The 19499-nt window shown below is 60.7% G+C and carries 23 protein-coding genes and 1 tRNA gene; 5 read left to right on the top strand and 19 right to left on the bottom strand.

Going from position 1 to position 19499, the window contains the following annotated elements; all coding sequences use genetic code 11:
• Positions 1–40: 40 nt before the first annotated feature.
• Positions 41–2158, bottom strand: a complete 2118-nt coding sequence (locus C8K58_RS00780; RefSeq protein ID WP_108572703.1) for a TonB-dependent receptor domain-containing protein — start codon at positions 2156–2158, stop codon at positions 41–43.
• Between the two features lie 240 nt (positions 2159–2398).
• On the opposite strand from C8K58_RS00780, the gene C8K58_RS32485 reads away from it, so the two are divergent.
• From C8K58_RS32485 to C8K58_RS32480, 3 genes are all read left to right on the top strand, one after another.
• The gene (locus C8K58_RS32485) at positions 2399–2557 is read left to right on the top strand and encodes a hypothetical protein (RefSeq protein WP_162844266.1); all 159 of its coding nucleotides are present in this window, start codon (positions 2399–2401) and stop codon (positions 2555–2557) included.
• A 4-nt stretch (positions 2558–2561) separates the two neighbouring features.
• A complete protein-coding gene (locus C8K58_RS00775; RefSeq protein ID WP_027607305.1) occupies positions 2562–3188 on the top strand; it encodes a helix-turn-helix domain-containing protein in 627 nt (208 codons plus the stop codon).
• Positions 3189–3252: 64 nt separating this feature from the next.
• The gene (locus C8K58_RS32480; RefSeq protein WP_027607306.1) at positions 3253–3759 is read left to right on the top strand and encodes a hypothetical protein; all 507 of its coding nucleotides are present in this window, start codon (positions 3253–3255) and stop codon (positions 3757–3759) included.
• Between the two features lie 253 nt (positions 3760–4012).
• Here the strand turns inward: C8K58_RS32480 and C8K58_RS00765 are convergent, their stop codons facing one another.
• From C8K58_RS00765 to C8K58_RS00730, 8 genes are all read right to left on the bottom strand, one after another.
• Positions 4013–4282 (bottom strand): hypothetical protein, encoded by a 270-nt coding sequence (locus C8K58_RS00765; RefSeq protein ID WP_027607307.1) that lies wholly within the window; start codon positions 4280–4282, stop codon positions 4013–4015.
• Positions 4283–4406: 124 nt separating this feature from the next.
• Positions 4407–5156, bottom strand: coding sequence for a hypothetical protein (locus C8K58_RS00760; RefSeq protein ID WP_027607308.1), 750 nt, complete (start codon positions 5154–5156; stop codon positions 4407–4409).
• Between the two features lie 500 nt (positions 5157–5656).
• The gene (locus C8K58_RS00755) at positions 5657–6289 is read right to left on the bottom strand and encodes a hypothetical protein (protein WP_108572701.1); all 633 of its coding nucleotides are present in this window, start codon (positions 6287–6289) and stop codon (positions 5657–5659) included.
• A gap of 101 nt (positions 6290–6390) precedes the next feature.
• Positions 6391–6675, bottom strand: a complete 285-nt coding sequence (locus C8K58_RS00750) for a hypothetical protein (RefSeq protein WP_108572699.1) — start codon at positions 6673–6675, stop codon at positions 6391–6393.
• Positions 6676–6705: 30 nt separating this feature from the next.
• The gene (locus C8K58_RS00745) at positions 6706–7602 is read right to left on the bottom strand and encodes a hypothetical protein (protein WP_027607311.1); all 897 of its coding nucleotides are present in this window, start codon (positions 7600–7602) and stop codon (positions 6706–6708) included.
• Positions 7603–7944: 342 nt separating this feature from the next.
• Positions 7945–8508: a hypothetical protein gene (locus tag C8K58_RS32595; RefSeq protein WP_227451610.1), complete on the bottom strand. Its 564-nt coding sequence runs from the start codon at positions 8506–8508 to the stop codon at positions 7945–7947.
• Positions 8505–8702 (bottom strand): hypothetical protein, encoded by a 198-nt coding sequence (locus C8K58_RS32575; protein ID WP_139202111.1) that lies wholly within the window; start codon positions 8700–8702, stop codon positions 8505–8507. Before C8K58_RS32575 ends, C8K58_RS32595 begins: the two co-directional genes overlap by 4 nt.
• 102 nt (positions 8703–8804) lie before the next feature.
• Positions 8805–8895, bottom strand: a tRNA-Ser gene (locus C8K58_RS00730).
• A gap of 152 nt (positions 8896–9047) precedes the next feature.
• Between C8K58_RS00730 and C8K58_RS00725 the strand changes: the two genes are divergently transcribed.
• Entirely contained in the window at positions 9048–9719 is a 672-nt protein-coding gene (locus C8K58_RS00725) for a Bax inhibitor-1/YccA family protein (protein ID WP_027607314.1), read from the top strand.
• 63 nt (positions 9720–9782) lie between these two features.
• Here C8K58_RS00725 and murB read toward each other — a convergent pair whose 3' ends face one another.
• From murB to C8K58_RS00685, 8 genes are all read right to left on the bottom strand, one after another.
• Positions 9783–10802 carry a UDP-N-acetylmuramate dehydrogenase gene (murB, locus tag C8K58_RS00720; protein WP_108572697.1) on the bottom strand — a complete coding sequence of 340 codons (1020 nt, stop codon included), beginning with the start codon at positions 10800–10802 and terminating at the stop codon, positions 9783–9785.
• A complete protein-coding gene (locus tag C8K58_RS00715; RefSeq protein WP_027607316.1) occupies positions 10799–11263 on the bottom strand; it encodes a low molecular weight protein-tyrosine-phosphatase in 465 nt (154 codons plus the stop codon). The genes murB and C8K58_RS00715 overlap by 4 nt, the downstream gene beginning before the upstream one ends.
• Complete coding sequence (gene kdsB, locus C8K58_RS00710; RefSeq protein WP_065927093.1) at positions 11263–12027, bottom strand: 3-deoxy-manno-octulosonate cytidylyltransferase; 765 nt, start codon at positions 12025–12027, stop codon at positions 11263–11265. Before kdsB ends, C8K58_RS00715 begins: the two co-directional genes overlap by 1 nt.
• Positions 12024–12209: a Trm112 family protein gene (locus C8K58_RS00705; RefSeq protein WP_003174668.1), complete on the bottom strand. Its 186-nt coding sequence runs from the start codon at positions 12207–12209 to the stop codon at positions 12024–12026. Before C8K58_RS00705 ends, kdsB begins: the two co-directional genes overlap by 4 nt.
• A gap of 23 nt (positions 12210–12232) precedes the next feature.
• Positions 12233–13243, bottom strand: a complete 1011-nt coding sequence (lpxK, locus tag C8K58_RS00700) for a tetraacyldisaccharide 4'-kinase (RefSeq protein WP_074847165.1) — start codon at positions 13241–13243, stop codon at positions 12233–12235.
• A complete protein-coding gene (locus C8K58_RS00695; RefSeq protein ID WP_027607319.1) occupies positions 13243–13671 on the bottom strand; it encodes a biopolymer transporter ExbD in 429 nt (142 codons plus the stop codon). The genes lpxK and C8K58_RS00695 overlap by 1 nt, the downstream gene beginning before the upstream one ends.
• Positions 13668–14303, bottom strand: coding sequence for a MotA/TolQ/ExbB proton channel family protein (locus C8K58_RS00690; protein WP_027607320.1), 636 nt, complete (start codon positions 14301–14303; stop codon positions 13668–13670). The genes C8K58_RS00695 and C8K58_RS00690 overlap by 4 nt, the downstream gene beginning before the upstream one ends.
• Positions 14304–14412: 109 nt before the next feature.
• Positions 14413–16638: a ComEC/Rec2 family competence protein gene (locus C8K58_RS00685; RefSeq protein ID WP_256592508.1), complete on the bottom strand. Its 2226-nt coding sequence runs from the start codon at positions 16636–16638 to the stop codon at positions 14413–14415.
• Positions 16639–16773: 135 nt separating this feature from the next.
• On the opposite strand from C8K58_RS00685, the gene C8K58_RS00680 reads away from it, so the two are divergent.
• Positions 16774–17289 (top strand): DUF2062 domain-containing protein, encoded by a 516-nt coding sequence (locus tag C8K58_RS00680; RefSeq protein WP_027607322.1) that lies wholly within the window; start codon positions 16774–16776, stop codon positions 17287–17289.
• Positions 17290–17292: 3 nt separating this feature from the next.
• Here the strand turns inward: C8K58_RS00680 and C8K58_RS00675 are convergent, their stop codons facing one another.
• Together C8K58_RS00675 and C8K58_RS00670 are read right to left on the bottom strand one after the other, a co-directional pair.
• Positions 17293–18660: a sensor histidine kinase gene (locus tag C8K58_RS00675; protein ID WP_043293730.1), complete on the bottom strand. Its 1368-nt coding sequence runs from the start codon at positions 18658–18660 to the stop codon at positions 17293–17295.
• Positions 18650–19378, bottom strand: a complete 729-nt coding sequence (locus tag C8K58_RS00670; protein ID WP_027607324.1) for a response regulator transcription factor — start codon at positions 19376–19378, stop codon at positions 18650–18652. Before C8K58_RS00670 ends, C8K58_RS00675 begins: the two co-directional genes overlap by 11 nt.
• Positions 19379–19499: the final 121 nt, after the last annotated feature.

The following is a 19499-nucleotide window of genomic DNA, read 5'->3' as shown; positions in this document are numbered from 1 at the left end:
CACAGTTTGATCTCCATGCAGCAGGTAACTGTGTGTCCTCTTAGCGCCAGCTCCATGAGACACCGGTGTAGATCCCGCGGCCATCGGCCGGGGTTGAGCGTGCGACATCCAGGCCCTTGTCGTCGTAGCCCGGCGTGACGGTGTTGGCGTAGCGACGGTTGGTGAGGTTGCGCAGGTCGACCCAGGCTTGCCAGTCCTGCTTGGGTGCGTCGTAGCCGAAGGTCGCGCCCAGAAGGGTGTAGGACGCGGCGTAATAGGAATTGGCGTAGTCCACCGCCACCCGTGAGGAATACTCGGTATTGAGGCCGGTGTAGAAACCCGTCGGGTGGCTATAGCGCAGTTGCGCCTGATAGTAGTGCTGGGGGATGCCCGGCAAGCGGTTGCCTCCGAAACGGTCGTCGTCGCGGTAGTGGAAGTCGCTGAAGGTATAGGCTTGGCGCAGGTCGAGCTTGCCGCTGCGGCCACCGTCCCACAGCGGGCTGAGCAGGCCCAGTTCCACGCCCTGGTGCACCGTGGGGCTGGCGTTGGACTCGGCGAGGATGGCATTGCTGGTCGAGGTCTGGGCCCGGGTTTCCACGGTGAGCAGTTCATGGCGTACTTCGGAGCGGTACAGCGCCAGGTCCCACTGGCCGAGCCATGCTTCGCCACGGCCACCGATTTCCAGGGTGGTGGCGGTCTGGTTTTTCAGGCTGACGCCTTCGCGCTGTAATCCAGTGGCCGGGCCGCTGCCCGCTGGAAAGTACTTGTTGGAACCCCAGATCATCGACCACGCATGCGGCGGCTCGACCGAGCGGCTCAGGTTGCCGTACACCTGCAGCTGCGGGGTGAAGTCATAGCGTAGGCCGATGCGCGGCGCGTAGTCCCAGTCATGCTGGCTGAGCGGTGCCTGGCCTTCGGGATAGGTGACCTGGGTCTCACGGCGGGTGTAGATCGCGGCCAGGCCGGTGGTCAGCCACAGGTCCTGGACCAGCTCCAGGTCGTTGCCGATATGCAGCACGGTGTCGGACCCCAGGTAGCTGTAGTCGCGGGTCTTGGTGCCGGGGGTATAGGTTGCGGTGTTGCCGGCCGGCGTGCGCACGTATTCCGACGTGCCGTTGTTGGGCATCGCCTGGGTGGTGCGCAGGCCGAGGGTGGTTTTGCTGTCGTGGCCGAACAGCGTGTCCTGGCGGATGTAATTCAGGGTGCTGCTGATATCGGTGTAGGCCACCTTGAGACGGTTGGTGCCTTCGCGCAGGTCCATCGGGTAATCGTGATAGGCCAGCCCGACTTCCAGGCGCGAATTGTCGTCCAACTGCAAGGTGGTCTTGTTGGCGATCCAGGTGGAACCCGGTTGCAGGCGCTTGGAATCGCGGGCAACGTTGAGACTGTTGGCGGCACGCGGGTCGTGGCTGATCTGGGCGCGGGTGAGTTTGCCGGGGGTGTCGTTGGTGGTTTCGCGGTAGCGGAAATAAAAGCGGGTTTCCAGGTCCGGGTTGAAGCGGTAGCCGAAGTTGGCGGCCATGCCCTTGCCGGTGGCGGCGCTCTGGCGCTGGTAGCCGTCGGATTCCGAGTCGGTGAGGCTGAAGTAGTAGTCGGCATCCCCCAGCACCTGGCCAGAACTGATCTCGCGCTGGGCATAGCCACGGCTGCCGGCTTCGTAGCGCACTTGCAGCTTGGGCGCATCGTAGCCGGTATGGGTCACGTAGTTGACCGCGCCGCCCAGGGCCAACGCGCCTTGATCAAAACCGTTGGCGCCGCGCAGCACCTCGACGCGGCTTTGCCACAGCGGGTCCTTGAGTTCATAAGGGGTGCCGCCGGGGCCGGTCAGCGGCAAGCCATCGAACATCTCATAGAGCCCGGAGGCGTGGGCTCCTGGGCTGCGGTTCAAGCCCGAACCGCGAATGGACAGCTTCACCCCTTCGTTATTCGCCGCCTTGGCATACACACCCGGCTGGTACTTGAACACGTCTTCGTTGGTACTCACCCGCCCCTGCTGCACGCTGCTCATGTCGATGTAATTGGTGGCGCCGGGCACGCTCTTGAGCTGCGCCTGGGCCACTTCGCCGGCGCCGGCCTCGGGCGTGGTGACTTCGACCGGTGCCAATTGCAGGTCTTCGGCGTGCACCAGGGAGCTAAAGGTCAGGGCGGCAAACAGGAACGGAGGTGGGCGCAGCAGCATGGGCGGATCCTTGGAATTCGGGGGCGTGAAAGGCTGGGCCGTCACGCGAACAGTGATGGGAAGACAACGATGCCCGCCAAGTCACGCCTTGATAACGGACCAGACGCTTCCCACAACAGCGTCGGATCGGATTTATTTTTTAAGTCCAAAATCGAATTAATACATGCAAACTCAGTATTTAAAGAAATAACCAGTACCCATTACTGTGGAGCCATCGAGTCACCTACGAGATCGCCTCCCATGCCTGCATCCGCCACCGTCATCGACTTTACCCTCCACCGCAAACGCCGCCAGGCACGTGCTGCGGCCGAGTTGATGTGGGCGATGTACGCAGCGCGCGCAGGGTTGGCGGTGTTTACCACCCACGCCGCAACGCCCAGCGATACACGCCGGGCGTAGGCCAATGAATTTCCTGCATGTGATTCCCGAACCGCCCGAACCGCTGCCCAAGCCCAACACCGATGACGATGTGATCAGCCTGTGCGTGGCGCATAACCTGCAACGCCTGCGCAGCAAACGGTACTTGTCACTGGACGCCCTGGCACGCGCCTGCGGCGTGAGCCGGGCAATGCTGGCGCAGATCGAATCCGGGCGCAGCGTGCCGTCGATCAAGGTGTTGTGCAAAATTGCCAAGGGCTTGAAGGTGTCGGTGGCGGCGTTCCTGGAAGATCGCGCGTTCGAAGGAGTGGAAGTGTTGCCGGCGCAGCAGAGCAAGCGCCTGGTGAGTGCCGATGGCGCGTTTATCAGCCGCGCATTGTTTCCCTACGATACGGCACGCCAGTCCGAGTTCTACGAGATTCGCCTGCGGGCACTCGGCGAGGAAGTCTCCCAAGGCCACGGGCCGGGCATCCAGGAAAACCTGGTGGTGGCCCAAGGCGTACTGGAAGTCAGCGTCAATGACGAGCGCTACCTGCTGTCCACGGGCGATTCAATCCTGTTCTACGCCGACCAGCCCCACCGCTACCGCAACCCGGCGGACAGCGAAGCCGTGGCGTTCCTGGTGATCACCTACCCCGAGCGGCTGGATTAATCACGGCAAAAAAAACGCCCCGACTTATCGGGGCGTTTATTCATCGCGCGGGACCTGTCAGCAGGTGCAGCACATCATCGGCATGCCGTTGCAGCTCATCATCATGGGCATGGCGCAGTCGTTCATCATTTTGTTCATGAGCATGCAGCAGTTGTTCATCATGTCCATGCTCATGCCCGGCATCGGCATCATTTTGCACATCATGCCGTCGGCCATCATGGTGCATTCCATGACGCACTTCATCATGGGCATGGGCATGCCCATCATCGGCATCATGTTCATGCCGGTCATCATGGCCATGGCGTCCGCCGACATGCACATCATCGACAGGTTGGCGCACTGCATCATCATCGGCATGCCGCAGTTCATCATCATCGCCATCATTTCGGCATTGGTCTTGAACTGGGCCATGTCCATGCCGGCTGCCGGCTTCATGGTGCACATCATGGCGTCAGCGGCCATTTCGCATTTCATGGTGGCCATCATCATCGGCATGCCCATCATCGGCATCATTGGCATGGAGGTGTTCATCGGCATCTGCATTGCATTCATCATGTTCGAAACTCCGTAATCGACAGGAAATGGCTAGGTTCTGGCGCCGATTCTAGAGAGACCTGAAGGCTGCGCAAGACGCCGGCAGAGCAGCAGGAACGGGTGTTCCCAGGCACGCTTAGTCGAACAAGACAGCGGTATTTGGCGTAATAACAGTTATTAGGACGCTATTGCGTTACTTATATCCGTTACCTGGCGGATATGGACGTCATGGATATTCGATTGAGGAATCTCGTCCAATCTTAAGGAAATAAACGGTCTAACGGATGAGCCTAGCCGTCGGGCTTTTCCAGCGACTGCATCAATTCATCGGCCTCCGACCCCGGTGGCAACCTGAACCCATGCATTTCATCAGCGGCCAGAATTTCATCCAGGGCGGCGAGCAACTGCGCCTCTGTCGGCGAGTCTCGCAGCAATTTATGCGCGGGCAGCAACAGCTCAGAGGGGACGCCGTGAACGCTCGCGGCGTCGATCACAGCGAAAAGGATAAAGCGCAGGCGTATTTCGCGGTCCGTCGGCCAAGCCGTTTTTCGCTTACCCAAGGTAGGGCCTCGTTTTTTCAGAAAAATCCGAGGCTATTGCGCACAGGGAGGTGTTTCAAGCATCGGAATGCAAGATAGGCCGCTTCCTACATCCAAAGGAGAAACAGCATACCGAACAACCCAATTACTGCACCGGCAGGAAATTCATCAACAACAGGCTTTGTGCATAGTTAAGCCCAATACGGCGGTAGCGTTCGTCGAGCATCTGGGTCAACAGGTCCAGACGCGCAACAATCTTGCCGAACTCGACGGCGAAACTCAGGTTGCTGCCCTCCTCCGAGATCTCGTTGGAAAACAGGAGCAGGACACCGTTTGCATCCTGGCGCTTGCTGAGCAGCCAGGTGGCCTTCTCGATATTGCGCGCGGCATTGCTGACGAACTGCGGGTTGATCGAGTCGGTAATGTAGAACTCGGTACGCCCACCGTGGGCGGTCACGATCATACTGCCGATGGCATAGATAAACGCCCCGACCCGGTCGCCCTGAAACTCAGGGCTCAAGGAGTAGCTCAGCGCTGCCAGGTCGCGACGCTCCCCGAGGGCGGGCAATGAGCGGCGCTGCTCAATGGCCAGGCGGATCTCCCGCGCAGCGCTTACCGCATCGGGATAACCCGACTGGCGCCACTGGTTGGGGTTGCGCAAATAGAGCTTGTTCATGAGCAAATACAGGCTTTGCAAGTTGTCGCGCATGCCCAGGGTCGCCATGCGATCGACACTGGTCTGGAAGAATTCATCGGGTTTGCCATCGCTGAACTGCTTGGCGATGTCCCGCCCCTGCTGCTGGGTGCAGCCACTGGCGCAGAGTATCAACACCACGGCCAGCCACAGGGGCCGAGGCACTCGTCGAGTCTTGAATAAAAGTAACGTGCGATCCATCGGCACCCGATCTGGTTCTTTTGCCCACGCGGGAAATCGGCAGGGCTGGGACAAGGATAGATTGGATAAATGAAAAAAAGTGCAATGGGCTGGGCAGATAGTTGTAAGCAGAGCCCGCAGCGGATTGAATCGGCCCAATCGTGAAAGATTCGTTTCAGGGCCTATACTCAATGGAACAGTTGCGAGTGTTGTTGGCGATCCAGGGAGGATCTACATCGCGCACGGCACTTCCCCCCGCAGCTGTACAGGAGGGTCGCACAGATGAAACATCCCATTCGAGCTCAGATTTTTGTCCAGGTGATTTGCCTGCTATCGGTGGCTCAGCTTTTCTGCTGAGCCATGGTTCACTGCCTTTAAGATCAGCTGCGCGTGTGGCTGGGGCAGGTTTCGCCCTGTATTTGGGCCCATCAACTTAAATGCCATTGCTGCCGCAGTAGCGTTCGCGCGGGTTTCAAGCGCGGACGGCCCGACACTACGCGTCTGGTATTAACGCGAATGTTTCATTTATCCAGATTCACCAGTTCGTGCATCCGCGCCCCTATCATTCCCCGCAACCACTCAGCATGAAACGCCATTTCGTCCAGAGAGATCCCCTCACCCAACCGATATTCGAAAACCTTGTCCTTGGGTCCCTGACCCACGAGGTGGAAATGCCCATGGCGATCAAACCGGGCGAGGACGTAGGGGCAGACGTAAATGATGTTGCTGAATGGCACCCGCACTTCGTAGGGCCCGCGGCCACGACGGATAACCGTGAGGCTGAGCAGTTGCTGGTTTTCATCGAACGTAAAGGCCTCCACATGAGGCGTAGAGGCCATCCAGGCAAACATCGCACCGATGAGCACTGCGGTACCGAGCATGAACAGGATGAGCGCCGACGTCGTAAAACTCGATTCAGCGCTGGCCGGCGTGCCCTGCAGCGCTCCGAGCCCGGCCAGGAGCAACATCACCACCCCGTAGCCCGGCAACAGCATCAGTAGCGCAATGTAGAACCCCAGGATCCCCCGACCACTGCCGCCAACGCTCGGTAGATCCGGGCCGTAATACCAGGTGGGTGGGTGCGCGACAGGGCTTGCAGCGCTTGGCGCTCCGGGAAGCGTGGCGACAAGGTGAGGTGGGTCTTGACGGTTCATCCAACGGGCTCCAGGGGTTGCAGCGTTCAATAATGGGCGAAAAGCCAGGAACCTTCGCGTTCCCCTCAAACCGTTAGTTGGACGCCCGCCTAAGGGCGGCCTTACTTGAGCAGGGCAATCACCGCGCAGACAAACATGATCGCCAGCGCCGGCCACTGCATGGGCATGAAAAAGAAGTGATGGCGCACGCCATCTTCATGCACCTGCCGATTCAGGACAAAGCCCAGCACGGTGTTGATGGCCGAGCCAATCCCCACCCCCATCAACAGTTGCATCAGTGAGGTATTGCCGGGTTTGACGCTGGGGTCGGGCCACACCCCCATCAGCAACAACACCATGGCCACCGGCGTGAACAGTGTCAGCCAGCCTGCGCCGCGATAGATCATCGTTTAATCCTCATGAATGACACGATTGGCTCAAGCCGGCTCGCGTGCTTGCTCTTCAGCCGCAAACACGGCATCGAGTGTGTTGAGGAACAGGTCGTGGCTCAGAATGCCGGTGGCGATGGTCGACAACACGGGTTTGCCGCTCTCGTCCTTGATCACCACCTTTTCGGTCCAGGCGTTAAGGTCGACGGTACGCAGCGACGACATCGGCACCTTGCGCCCCTGGTATTCGAGAAAATCCTGGCTCACCACAATCGGCGTCGTGGTGATTTTGAGGAAGTTGCCGCTGACACGCTTGCCCCAGACCTGCCCGGAGCTGATGCAATTAAACCTGACTGCCCCACCCGACTCCAGCGTCGCCAGCACCCCCGGCAGACGTGCACGTACGTGCAGCTCACGGACCAACTGCTGGAAATCGTGAAAACCCTTGAGGCTCTCGATCACTCGATGAAACGGCTCGGAGGCATTACGACGGTAAGCCACGTTGGTGATCATGCCGGTCAGCACGGTTTGCCCGGAGCCGAACAGATACAGGTCATCAATCTCGGCAAAGGCGGTGTATTCGCGCTGATCGTTGATGATGCGCTCGATGCCATGCTCATACACGTCGTAAAGCGGCGCACGCAGTTTCCTGTGCCAGGCGTAAGCGGCAAATACACCCAGCCCGAGAACCGCCAGCAAAGCGCTGGTGGCGTAAATCAAGGTATGGGGGCTGCTGAAGCTGAAGGCCATGCCACGGGACGTCTGGAGGCTGACCGGCCCTTCATTGCCCGGTGGCAGGATCGTGCCCAGATACAACACAAACCCGGCGAGACCTAACAACACAACGCCAAATATCAAACTGAAAATCAGAAAACCCTTGCCGTGACGGAAACTGGCGATCAGTTCGCCGGTGGCGGAAGGCGCTTGGGAGGGGGATGACTGCATAACGCTTGCGTCCTTGTAATGGGGTTGCGCGCACCGCTGTTTATGCGGGGACGATTGAACCCTGCCGTCATTGGGCGGGCTTGGCACGGCAGGTTGGAACATGGCCCATTAACATCGTTCCCTGCGCATATGGGTTAATGCCAACGGGTTCACAACGTTCGCGACATTGGGGCCGGAAACACGAAAGCCCCGCTAAGGCGGGGCTTTCGTTTAAGTCCTGGCGGGAAACCACGCCTGGGACCCTCGTCATCTTTCGGACAATGCAGCGCTTGTTTCACCCGAGATGGAAGTCTTTTTCAGCGTTTCCCTAGCTGGCACAAGACGTCCCCGGACGCGGAATCATTATCGGGCTTGGCGAAGCACAAGCTCCGACAGACGGGTCTTAACTCGGAAGCAGAACTCACGAATTTGAAATTGATAAGCCGGCATAACCATGTAGTTTAAATCGGGACCCAATGAGTCTTTAATTTCCATGTATTTGGCAGTCTTGGCAGCAATGGCCTGGTATTGCGCCTCGTATTTATCGTAAGACGCTTTGTTGTAGACCTTTAAAACATCCAGTTCTTTACGGCATTGCTCAGCGCGATTTTGGTTCAAGTTTGTTTCTGATTCTGATTGAGCCGCCTCCGGAGAAGCTGCTTTCGGGGCGTCAGCACTGGCGTTCGCAGGCGCAGCCTCGTATCGCACAGTCCACTTTTCTGGGGTCGAAGGTGCGACCTCAGGCGGTGCTTCCTGGACGACGGCAGGAGGTGGAGTCACATCAGGTTTTTCGGGAGTTTTCGTAGCGCATCCAGAGAGGGCAAGCCCTACCACTACAACGATGCCACACATTTTATCCATCGGTTCCACCAAGAGGTAATTACGGATGGCTGAGTCGTTAGGTTCTGGGTAAAAGTAATAACTCATTCAATGATCGAGTGTAATTTTTCTACCAGCCTCAAGGCGCTCAGCCTCTCTTCCTTGAGTGCGCAGATGAACGATAGTAGTAAAAAAATAAAAAGATGACGAGCAAAAGCTGGCTGGAAAAACCACGAATTAAATGAGCCAGTGGAAGTGGCTTCAATTGCTTGATTCAGGTCCCGGGCTGCATCGGCAATCATCAGTATTGGCTGCGCGAGTCTGCTACAGGGCACAGTAAGCAGAAGATCGCCAAACCCCAGAAACACAAAAGCCCCGCTTTCGCGAGGCTTTCGTTTGAATCTTGGCGGGAAACCAGGGATTCGAACCCTGGGAACGCTATTAACGTTCGCCGGTTTTCAAGACCGGTGCATTCAACCACTCTGCCAATTTCCCTTGTGCATCACAGGATTAGGATAGCCCATCCTGTCTCAGCGGGCGCCATAATACCCGAATGAAACACACTGTCAAACTCTCGCCATCGCTTGTTACAGAGCGTCTGTTATGATCTTTGCGACTGAACGTTTCAAAACCGAAGGAGTGTCGCCATGCGCGAACAGAATTACGCAGTGAATGGTAACGCGCAGGCTGAGCAGCTTGAAGTCAGCCGCGTGTTGCGCAACACCTATGGACTGCTCGCCCTTACCCTCGCATTCAGCGGCTTAATGGCGTTCGTGGCCCAGCAGATGCACGTCGGCTACCCGAATATCTTTGTCGTACTGATCGGTTTCTATGGCCTGTTCTTCCTGACCAACAAGCTGCGTGACTCGGCCTGGGGCCTGGTGTCGGCGTTTGCCTTGACCGGTTTCATGGGCTTTATCCTCGGCCCGATCCTCAACCGTTACCTCGGCATGGCCGGCGGTGCGGAAGTGGTCAGCTCGGCGTTTGCCATGACCGCCCTGGTGTTTGGTGGTCTGTCGGCCTACGTGCTGGTCACCCGCAAGGACATGAGCTTCCTGGGTGGTTTCATCACCGCGGGCTTCTTCGTGTTGCTGGCGGCGGTGGTGGCGGGCATGTTCTTCCAGATCAGCGGCCTGCAACTGGCGATCAGCGCGGGTTTTGTGCTGTTCTCCTCCGTGTGCATCCTGTTCCAGACCAGCGCCATCATCCACGGCGGTGAGCGCAACTACATCATGGCGACCGTCAGCCTGTATGTGTCGATCTACAACCTGTTTATCAGCCTGTTGCAGATCTTCGGCATCATGAGCCGCGACGACTGATTTACTTGTTGCATAAAAAATGCCCCGTATCGAAAGATGCGGGGCATTTTTGTTTTCACTGCATTAGTACTGGTTGGGTTCCATTTCCAGCTCGACCTTGAAACGCTGGGCGATGTCGCGCTGGATACGCTGGGCCAGGTTGGCAATATCGTGCCCTGTGGCGCCGCCATAGTTGACCAGCACCAGCGCCTGCAGGACATGCACGCCGGCATCGCCGTCACGAAAGCCCTTCCAGCCGGCCTTGTCGATCAGCCAGCCAGCGGCCAGCTTCATCTGCCCATCCGCCTGCGGGTAAGCTACCAGGTCCGGATACTGCGCCTGTAACTCTTCAGCCAGGGCCTTGGACACCAGCGGGTTCTTGAAGAAGCTGCCGGCATTGCCAAGCACTGCCGGGTCGGGCAATTTTTCGCTACGGATACTGCAAATCGCGCGACTGACATCGCTCGGTGTCGCCTCGGTGATCCCCTGCCCTGCCAGGCGCTGCTGCACTGGGCCGTAGTCGAGCTTGAGGCGGCTGGCGCGACTCAGGGCGAAGCGTACCCGCAGGATCAGCCAGCGCCCGGTTTCGTGCTTGAACAGGCTGTCGCGGTAGGCAAAGTTGCATTCTTCCAGGCTGAAGTCACGCAACTCGCCCGTCTGGCGATCGAGGGCGGTCAAGCCGGCAAAGACGTCCTTGATCTCCACGCCGTAGGCACCGATGTTCTGCATGGGGGCAGCACCGACGGTGCCGGGGATCAGGCTGAGGTTTTCCAGGCCGCAGAAGCCCTGCTCCAGGGTCCACAGTACAAACGGGTGCCAGGCTTCGCCGGCTTCGGCTTCGACCACCACCTGCATGCCATCATCCTGAAGCACCCGAATGCCCTGGGTGGCCATACGCAACACCAGGGCAGGAATGTCCTGGGTCAGCAGCAAGTTGCTGCCACCGCCAATCACCAGCAAGGGCAACGCCCGGGTCGACGCATAGGCCAGTGCCTCGCGCACATCGACGTCACTGCGGGCCTCGGCGAAGAGTTGGGCACGCACATCAATGCCAAAGCTATTGAATGGCTTGAGCGACACCTGCGTCCGCACTTGCAAGGTCATAACCGTCCCTTCAATTCGATCACCAGTAAATCGCACGCCCGCTCGATCAGGTCCAGGACCCGTTCGAAGCCTTGTTCACCTTCGTAGTAGGGATCCGGCACCTCGTCCACTTCAGCCTCATAGCGGCGCAGGAACAGGTCCAGCTCCGCCTTGCCCTGGCCGGGCTGCATGGCCTTGAGGTTGCGCAGGTTGCTGTGGTCCATGGCCAGGATCAGGTCGTAGCGCGCAAAGTCGGCGCGGGAGACCTGCCGGGCCCGCTGGGCCGACAAATCGTAGCCGCGCACCAGCGCCGCACGTTGGCTGCGCGGGTCCGGCGGGTTGCCGACATGCCATTCGCCGGTGCCGGCGGACGCAACATCGACCTGCCCCGCCAGCCCGGCTTCGCGCAATTTATGGCGCAGTACGCCCTCGGCGGTGGGCGAGCGGCAGATATTGCCCAGGCAGACAAACAGAACCTCCATCAGGCCCCCAGCAGGCGACGGACGCGCTCAAGGTCTTCCGGGGTATCGACACCCGCAGGCGGTGCTTCCAAGGCGTCCCCCACGTGGATACGTACACCGTGCCAGAGGGCTCGGAGCTGCTCCAGGGATTCGGTGTTTTCCAACCAGCACGGCCCCCAGCTGACGAAGTCATGCAGGAAACCGGCACGGTAGGCGTAGATGCCGATATGGCGACGGTACGGCACCCCTTCCGGCAACAGGTCAGGGTTCCTGGCGAAGGCATCACGCGCCCAGGGCAAGGTCGAACGGCTGAAAGTCAGCGCCAGGCCGTTGACATCACTGACCACCTTGACCACGTTCGGGTTGAACAGGGTGTCGATGTCTTCAATCGGCTCGGCCAGGGTCGCCATACGCGCTTCACCATGGGCGGCCAGGTTGGCGGCCACCTGGTCGATCACGCCCGGCGGGATCAACGGCTCGTCACCTTGCACATTGACGACGATGGCGTCGGGCGCCAGGCCCAACTGCGTGGCCACTTCGGCCAGGCGATCGGTGCCGGAGTTGTGATCTTCACGGGTCAGCACCGCTTCGGCGCCGAACCCTTTGCAGGCTTCGATGATGCGCGGGTCATCAGTGGCCACCACGACACGCTCAGCGCTGCTTTTGCAGGCCTGCTCCCACACCAGCTGGATCATCGGCTTGCTGCCGATCAGTTGCAGTGGCTTGCCCGGCAGGCGTGTCGAGGCGTAGCGGGAAGGAATGACAACGGTAAAGGCTGTGGTCATTTATCCAGGCGCTCGTCGGTGGTCAGGGTGCGGGCTTCGCTTTCCAGCATCACCGGGATGCCATCACGGATCGGGTACGCCAGGCCGGCGCCCTTGCTGATCAGCTCGGTTTTATCGGCGCTGAGCTTGAGCGGGCCTTTGCAGATCGGGCAAGCGAGGATGTCGAGCAGTTTGGTGTCCATGAGTGTTTCCTGGATAGCAGCGTTTAAGGCAAAAGACGGGCGGGCAGCAGACGCATCAGCTGCGTGTCGAACCAGGCGACGAACGCCGGCGACGGCACCGCATCCACCGCAAGGTACCACCAGTCGGGCTGGGCAAAGGCGCGGCACTTCACCGCGTCCTTCTCGGTCATGACCAGTGGCAATGACGGGGTAAAACTCAAGACCTCGGCACTGTAGGGCGCATGGTCGGCGAAAGCATGGGGAATCGGCTGCCAGTGTAGCGTTTCGAGGGTGTTGAAGAAACGTTGCGGGTTGCCGATACCGGCAACCGCATGTACCTGCTGCCCCTCAGGAAAGTAAGCCAGCGACTGGCGCTCGCCGCTGTGCAGGTTGACCAGTGCGGTGGGTTGCAGGCGAAACCCAAAGCCATCGTCGCGATCCGAGCCGGCACCGTTGTAGAGCAATGCATCCACACTGTGCAAACGCTCAACCGGTTCGCGCAATGGCCCCGCCGGCAGGCAACGGCGATTGCCCAGGCCCCGGGCGGCGTCGATCAGCACCAGTTCCAGGTCACGGGCCAGGCGGTAGTGTTGCAGCCCGTCGTCGGAGAGGATCAGGTCGAGGGTCTCGCTGGCAAGCAGGGCCTGCACCGCACGACTGCGATCGGGATCGATCATCAGCGGCACGCCGCAGCGCTGCACGATCAGCAAAGGCTCGTCGCCCGCCACAGTGGCGCTGTGGCTCGCCTCGACGCGCCATGGCAACTGCGGCGGCTTGGCGCCATACCCGCGACTGACCACACCCACCCGCAGGCCACTGCGTCGGCAGTGTTCGATCAACCACAGGATCAACGGCGTCTTGCCGGTGCCGCCCACGGTGATATTGCCGACCACCACCACCGGCACCGGAGATTGATAGATCTCGCCCTCTCCCGCCAGGAACCGCGCGCGCTTGCGCTGCACCACCCGGCGATACAAAGACTCCAGTGGCCGCAACAACGCCAGCGCCGGATGGCCCTCGTACCAGGCCTTGAGCAAACGATCGGACATGGCCATCAGGGTTGGCTCGCCGCCTCGACAGTGCTCATGCGCAGATGGCTGAAACCGAGCTTGCCGGCGGCGTCCATCGCCGTGATCACGGCCTGGTGCTGGGTCTTGCCATCGGCACTGATGGACAACGGCATCTTGGTATCGCCGCCGGACTCTTTCTCCAGGGCCGCCATGAGGCTGGCGAGGTCGTTTTTCTCCAGCACCTGGTTATTCACCGAAAACGCCCCGTCGGCGCTGATGGCGATGTCCAGTTGCTTGACTTCCTGGTCTTCGGCCGGCGAACCACTCACGGCTTCCGGCAGGTCGACGCGCAGTTCGGTCTGCCGGGTGAAGGTGGTGGTGACGACAAAAAACAGCAGCAGGATAAACACCACGTCGATCAACGACGCGAGGTTGATGTCGACATTTTCCCGTTGCTTGCGGCGAAATTTCACGCTTTGCCCCCAACCAGGTCCACATCACGGTCGCCCTGCACCACTTCCACCAGCTTGATGGCTTCCTGCTCCATACCGACCACCAGTTCATCGATGCGCCGCTGCAGGAAACGGTGGAAGAACACCGAAGGAATACCGACCATCAGGCCCGCCGCCGTGGTAATCAGGGCCTTGGAGATACCGCCGGCCAGCACGGCCGCGTTGGTGGTCATGCCCGAGCCCATGAACGAGCTGAAAATATCGATCATGCCCAGTACCGTCCCCAGCAAGCCGAGCAACGGCGCCATGGCTGCGATGGTGCCGAGGGCGTTGATATAGCGCTCAAGTTCATGGATAACCCGGGCGGCGGCCTCTTCGATGCACTCCTTCATGATCTCGCGACCATGCTTGGAATTGGCCAGGCCGGCGGCGAGGATCTCACCCAGGGGCGAGTTGGCGCGCAGTTCCTTGAGTTTGTCCTTGTCCAGTTGCTTGTTCTTGATCCAGCTCCAGACCTGCCCCAGCAGATGCTCGGGGGTGACGCGACTGGCGCGCAGGGTCCACAAACGTTCGGCAACGATGCCGAGTGCGGCGATGGAGCTCAGGATGATGGGCAACATCATCCAGCCGCCAGATTTGACCAATTCCCACACAGTGAATGTCCCCTCGAAAAAGTGCGCCACTTTACCATATAGGTTCGGCGGCGGGGTTCGTCGGCCATGGACCCGTCTGTCCCAGGCGCCGGCCTTTGGCATGGCCGGCTCAGGGTAACGTTTCGCGCCAAAAACGGCGTTGACTACGCGCAACAGTCGGTGGCTGGAAAGCCCCTAATTGCACACGCACCGCGCCCTGCTCGGCACTGTCGTATATCTGGCTGCCCAGTCGCTGGTAGCGCTCTACTACCTGCGGATGAGGATGGCCGAACGCATTGCCACGCCCACGGGAAATCAGCACCGACGTGGGCGCCAGCCGCTGTAGAAAAGGCCAGGACGACGAACTGCGGCTGCCATGGTGAGGCGATTGCAGCCAATCGGTGCGCACGGCCAGCGAAGACGCGAGAAATGCTCGCTCGGCAGCCCGATCAATATCCCCCGTGAGCAGCAGCCGCTCACCATTGGCCTGGACCTGCAGAACACAGGACTTGGGATTGCCATCAATCGCATCAGGCCACTGCCACAGCTCGAATGCCACACCGTCCCACTCCCACCGTTCGCCGCTGACACAGGGCTGGGTGGCGAGAAACCCGGGCAACCCCTCGGTTTCACCGCCCACGACACGCCGGATCGGCAACCCTCGGGCCACAGCCGACGCCCCACCGGCATGATCGGCGTCGGCGTGGCTCAGCAGCATCATATCCAGCGTCCCGACGCCGAGTTTTTTCAACGCAGGCACTACCACACGGGCACCAAGGTCAACCGTCCCCGAACGCGGGCCGGCATCGTAGAGCAACGTGTGATGGCGGGTACGCAGGATCAAGGCCTGACCTTGCCCGACATCCAGTTGCACCACCTCCACCCGCCCATGGGGCACGAGCTCGCGGGGTGGAAACACGGCCAACAACAGCAGCGGCAAGCCCAGGGGCCGAAACGGCACGCCGCTGGGCAGCAGTAACAGCACCGCGCCGACCAGGCTGATCAGCCAGTAACCCAGGGGCACCTCGGCCGGTATCCAGGCAGGCATTAGCCCAGCGAGCCATGCCAAGCCCCGGAACAACCCGTCAAGCGCCCCACCCGCCAGCCACAACAAGCCCTCACCCGCATACGGCAGCGGCAACAATGCGCTCCCCAGCAAGGCCAGGGGCAACACCACCAGGCTGATCCACGGCACGGCAACCAGGTTGGCCAGCGGCGCACTGACGCTGACGGGCAAGCCGAGCACCAGCAACACAGGAAACAGACCAACGGCAATCAAGCACTGGGGACGTGTCCATGCCTGCCAGACACTCCACGGCCCCAACCGCCCACCAAATCCCAGGACCAGCACCGCGACAGCCATGAAGGACAGCCAGAATCCGGGTTGCAGGCTGGCCAGTGGCTCCAGGATCAGCACGCCATTGAGTGCCAGCAACAACGGCCACCAGAAGCCCAGATGACGAAAGCGCAGGCGCCACAACAACACCAGCCCCACCATGACGCAGGCCCGTTGCACCGGCACGCCAAACCCTGCCAGCAGGCCGTACCCCAGCGCGGCGGCAAACGCCAGGCCGCACGCCCAAGGCAGCCACGGCCAGGTACGGGGCCAGCAGCCGTAGCGTGCAAGTAGCGCGACAAAGCCGTAGATCAACCCCGCCAGCAAGCCAATGTGCTGGCCGGAAATCACCAGCAGGTGCACCGTGCCAGTGTCCTGCAACACCTGCCAGTCTTCGGCCGCCAGCCCGGAGCCATCCCCCAGCACCAAAGCCGCCAGGCCCGCCTCGCGGCCTTGGGCGTCCACCGCCATCAGGCGTTGGCGGACCGTGTCACGCCAGGCATGACGCGCCGGCGCCAGGCGCTCACCATCCTTCACCGAGCCGGTGGCGCCAATGCGCTGGGCCAGCAGCCAGGCCTCCTGATCGAAACCGTGAAAATTGAGCAGCCCGGCAGGCCGTTTCAGCGTCACGGCCAGACGCCAGCGCTCGCCACTGCGTACCGGCGGCCCGCCGTGCCAAAACACCCGGATGCGCTTGGGCAACCGGGCGTTGCGCGCCTGGCTGTCGGCCAGCTCAAAACGCACGCCCGTCCCTGTCTGCTGCGGTAACCCGGTTACACGGCCTTCCAGCCATCGCGTCTGGCCATCCAGCACCGGCCGTAGTCGATCATCCAGCGCCCACTGCGCACTGATGCAGGCCCAGCTCAAGCCCAGCAGGAAAAATGCCAGTGGCGACGTACGAAAGGGCAATAGCATCAATGCCAGCACCAACATGGCTATCAGCCACCCCGTCGACGGCAACGCCGGTAAAAAACGCAAGGCAAGCAACCCCAGCGCGAGCGCGAACATCCCTGTCTTCATGAACCCTCCTTTTCAAGTGATCCACTCAGTCTTAGACGAGGGCCCAGCGTGTCCTATGATGTTTTGTCACAAAGTCTGAATTTTCTGTTTATAGAATGCGGGCATACTTGCCCCTCGAACTGACCTGGACCCCCTATGCCTCGGCGCTTATTCAAACGGTACATGCCCGACCCCACCAGTATCAGGGAACACAAGTCATTACAGTTTCTTGGCACGTTGCTGCACGACCCGAACCTCTGGCACCTGAACCGGCACTCCGTGGCACGCGCCATGGCCGTGGGTTTGTTCGCGGCGTTTATCCCGATCCCGTTGCAGATGCTGCTGGCGGCAGTGCTGGCGATCACCGTGCGCGGCAATATGCCCATCGCCATCAGCCTGGTATGGCTGACCAACCCGATCACCATGCCGGTGGTGTTCATCTGCACCTACATGACCGGCGCCTGGCTGATGAATGTGCCACCGCGCAGCCTGCCCGACGACCTGACCTGGGAATGGATCAGCGGCCAGTTGAGCACGCTGTGGCAGCCCTTCCTGCTGGGTTCGGTGGTGTTGGGGCTGGTGCTGGGCGCACTGGCCTACTGCCTGACCATGGGGTACTGGCGCTGGTGGGTCGCGCACCAATGGAAAAAGCGCAAGCAGCGCCGAGGCTGAGACCTATCGCGCCGGCAACCGCAGGTGCACACGCAGGCCCTGGCCGGTATTTTCCGCCCACAGGCTGCCGTCCTGGCGTTGCACGGCATTGCGCGCGATGCTCAGGCCCAGCCCGAAGCCACCATCGCCGGGCCTCGAACCGTCCAGCCGCGTAAACGGCGCAAAGATTCGCTCCAGATCCTGCTCATCGATTCCCCCGCCCTGGTCTTCCAACCAAAGGTGCCAATACTCCCCCTCGCGGCATCCATCCAGGCACACGATCCCCTGCGCCGGGGAATGGCGTATGGCGTTGCGCAGGATATTCTCCAGGGCCTGGGCCAGGGCATTCAGGTTGCCCCGCACCCAACTGTCGGCGCCCAGAAGGCAGGGCAGCCGCGATGCCGGCCAACCGCTTTCAAAGCACGCGTTCTCGCGCAGCATGTCCCACAGCGCCTGCACCTGAATATCTTCTTTGGGCAGCGGCGCCCGCTCGGTATCCAGCCAGGCCAGTTGCAGACTGTCTTCCACCAGGCGCTGCATGGCGTCGATCTCCCGCCCCAGCCGCTCACGCAGGCGCGCAAGATCCTGCTCACTGTCACAGGCCACCCGCAAACGGCTCAAGGGCGTGCGCAGTTCATGAGACATGTCCCTTAACAGCTGCTGTTGCAGCATCACCGTACCCTGCAAGCGCTCGGACATATGATCAAACGCGCGCCCCAGCTCGCCCAATTCGTCCTGGCGGCTGGTGGCGTCGTGGGACATCCGCGTATTCAACTGATCGGCACGCCATGCGTTGGCCTGCTCGCGCAGTTGATTGAGGGGCATGATCAGCAACCGATAGAGGCCGATGCACAGCAACAAGGTAAAGAGGCCGGGAATCACGCCGTTGGTCAGCACCCGCCAGAACAGTTGGTAGCGCCCCGGCATAAAGCGCTGCGGCAGTTCAATCACCAGCGAACCGGCGCCCGGATCCACCGCAAACGGGATCTTCAACCACGGCAACCCCTTGACGTGGCGGCTGACCGGCCAGTCCAGGCCCCGCAGGAAGGTCAGGCGCTGGCTTTCCGTATCGGTCAGCGGGTAGCTGCTCAACGACTGCAAGTCATTGCCGATCACCCCGACCCACGTGCTTTCGCGCTTGCCCATTGCCTGCAGCCACGCATCGACGCCGGCATTGCCGCCCTGGTTCCAGGCCTGCTCGGCGCCTGCCGCATAACCACTCAAGGTGCTCCTGGCCTCATCGGACAGGTAGGCGTTCTTTTGCTCCATGTACCGACCCCAGGACCAACTGAGCCAGATCATCAGCAAACAGAAGGCGATCAGCAGGCAGGCGAGCTTCCAGAATAACGAGTGCCTGCCCGGCAGCCGTTTCAGCGATGCCTCAAAGCCCATCGTCGTGACCGCTCAGCACATAGCCCTTGCCCCACACCGTGCGCACCTCACGCTCGGTGTAGCCGATGGCCTTGAGCTTGCGGCGGATCTGGCTGATATGCATGTCGAGGCTGCGATCATGGGGCGCATAACCCCGTTGCAACACGTGCTGGTAGAGGAAGGCTTTGCTGAGGACTTCTTCAGCGTTGCGATGCAGGGTTTCCAGCAGGCGGTATTCGCTACGGGTCAGGCCCGCCCAGCGCTCCTGATGAAAAACATCGCACAGCTCATCATCGAAACGCAGCGTGCGGGTGTCCTCGCGCACGGGCGCAAGCGTCGGCAACGGGCGCCGATCCAGGGCCACCCGCCGCAGGATGGCTTCGATACGCACGCGCAGCTCAACCATGCTGAAGGGCTTGGGCAGGTAATCATCGGCCCCCAGGCGAAAACCGCTGACGCGATCGGTTTCAGCGCCCAGGGCCGACATCAGGATCACCGGAATCGAATGGCTCCGGCGCAAATGGGTGAGGATCGACAAGCCATCCAGGCCCGGCAGCAGAATATCCATCAACACCACGTCGAATGCCTGGTCGCGCGCCATCTCCAGGCCCTGCTGACCGTTCTGGCACCAGGTGACCTGGAAGCCACAGCGCCCCAAATGCTCGTGCACATAGGCACCCAGCACGGGGTCATCTTCAATTGTGAGGATACGGGGTAGGCCAACTGCCGCGGGATTCATTAGCGTCTGCAAGTCATTCTCAATCACTGATTATTCAAGATAACCCCGCCGCAGGCAATCGCCACACGGCGTCCAACGGCCCGAAGATTGCCCTCTGTCATTAATTTGCAAGATTCCAGGC

The sequence above is a fragment of the Pseudomonas sp. GV047 genome (assembly GCF_003058245.1).
In the GTDB taxonomy this organism is placed as follows: domain Bacteria; phylum Pseudomonadota; class Gammaproteobacteria; order Pseudomonadales; family Pseudomonadaceae; genus Aquipseudomonas; species Aquipseudomonas marginalis.
Note: the sequence above shows the minus strand (reverse complement) of the source record. Positions and strands in the feature narration are given on the sequence as shown.

Bases quoted from the DNA above. Each gene is read 5' to 3' on its own strand.
- C8K58_RS00780 (WP_108572703.1), bottom strand. From the start codon at position 2,158: ATGCTGCTGCGCCCACCTCCGTTCCTGTTTGCCGCCCTGACCTTTAGC.
- C8K58_RS32485 (WP_162844266.1), top strand. From the start codon at position 2,399: ATGCCTGCATCCGCCACCGTCATCGACTTTACCCTCCACCGCAAACGC.
- C8K58_RS00775 (WP_027607305.1), top strand. From the start codon at position 2,562: ATGAATTTCCTGCATGTGATTCCCGAACCGCCCGAACCGCTGCCCAAG.
- C8K58_RS00760 (WP_027607308.1), bottom strand. From the start codon at position 5,156: ATGGATCGCACGTTACTTTTATTCAAGACTCGACGAGTGCCTCGGCCC.
- C8K58_RS00755 (WP_108572701.1), bottom strand. From the start codon at position 6,289: ATGAACCGTCAAGACCCACCTCACCTTGTCGCCACGCTTCCCGGAGCG.
- C8K58_RS00750 (WP_108572699.1), bottom strand. From the start codon at position 6,675: ATGATCTATCGCGGCGCAGGCTGGCTGACACTGTTCACGCCGGTGGCC.
- C8K58_RS00745 (WP_027607311.1), bottom strand. From the start codon at position 7,602: ATGCAGTCATCCCCCTCCCAAGCGCCTTCCGCCACCGGCGAACTGATC.
- C8K58_RS32595 (WP_227451610.1), bottom strand. From the start codon at position 8,508: ATGAGTTATTACTTTTACCCAGAACCTAACGACTCAGCCATCCGTAAT.
- C8K58_RS32575 (WP_139202111.1), bottom strand. From the start codon at position 8,702: ATGATTGCCGATGCAGCCCGGGACCTGAATCAAGCAATTGAAGCCACT.
- C8K58_RS00725 (WP_027607314.1), top strand. From the start codon at position 9,048: ATGCGCGAACAGAATTACGCAGTGAATGGTAACGCGCAGGCTGAGCAG.
- murB (WP_108572697.1), bottom strand. From the start codon at position 10,802: ATGACCTTGCAAGTGCGGACGCAGGTGTCGCTCAAGCCATTCAATAGC.
- C8K58_RS00715 (WP_027607316.1), bottom strand. From the start codon at position 11,263: ATGGAGGTTCTGTTTGTCTGCCTGGGCAATATCTGCCGCTCGCCCACC.
- kdsB (WP_065927093.1), bottom strand. From the start codon at position 12,027: ATGACCACAGCCTTTACCGTTGTCATTCCTTCCCGCTACGCCTCGACA.
- C8K58_RS00705 (WP_003174668.1), bottom strand. From the start codon at position 12,209: ATGGACACCAAACTGCTCGACATCCTCGCTTGCCCGATCTGCAAAGGC.
- lpxK (WP_074847165.1), bottom strand. From the start codon at position 13,243: ATGGCCATGTCCGATCGTTTGCTCAAGGCCTGGTACGAGGGCCATCCG.
- C8K58_RS00685 (WP_256592508.1), bottom strand. From the start codon at position 16,638: ATGAAGACAGGGATGTTCGCGCTCGCGCTGGGGTTGCTTGCCTTGCGT.
- C8K58_RS00680 (WP_027607322.1), top strand. From the start codon at position 16,774: ATGCCTCGGCGCTTATTCAAACGGTACATGCCCGACCCCACCAGTATC.
- C8K58_RS00675 (WP_043293730.1), bottom strand. From the start codon at position 18,660: ATGGGCTTTGAGGCATCGCTGAAACGGCTGCCGGGCAGGCACTCGTTA.
- C8K58_RS00670 (WP_027607324.1), bottom strand. From the start codon at position 19,378: ATGAATCCCGCGGCAGTTGGCCTACCCCGTATCCTCACAATTGAAGAT.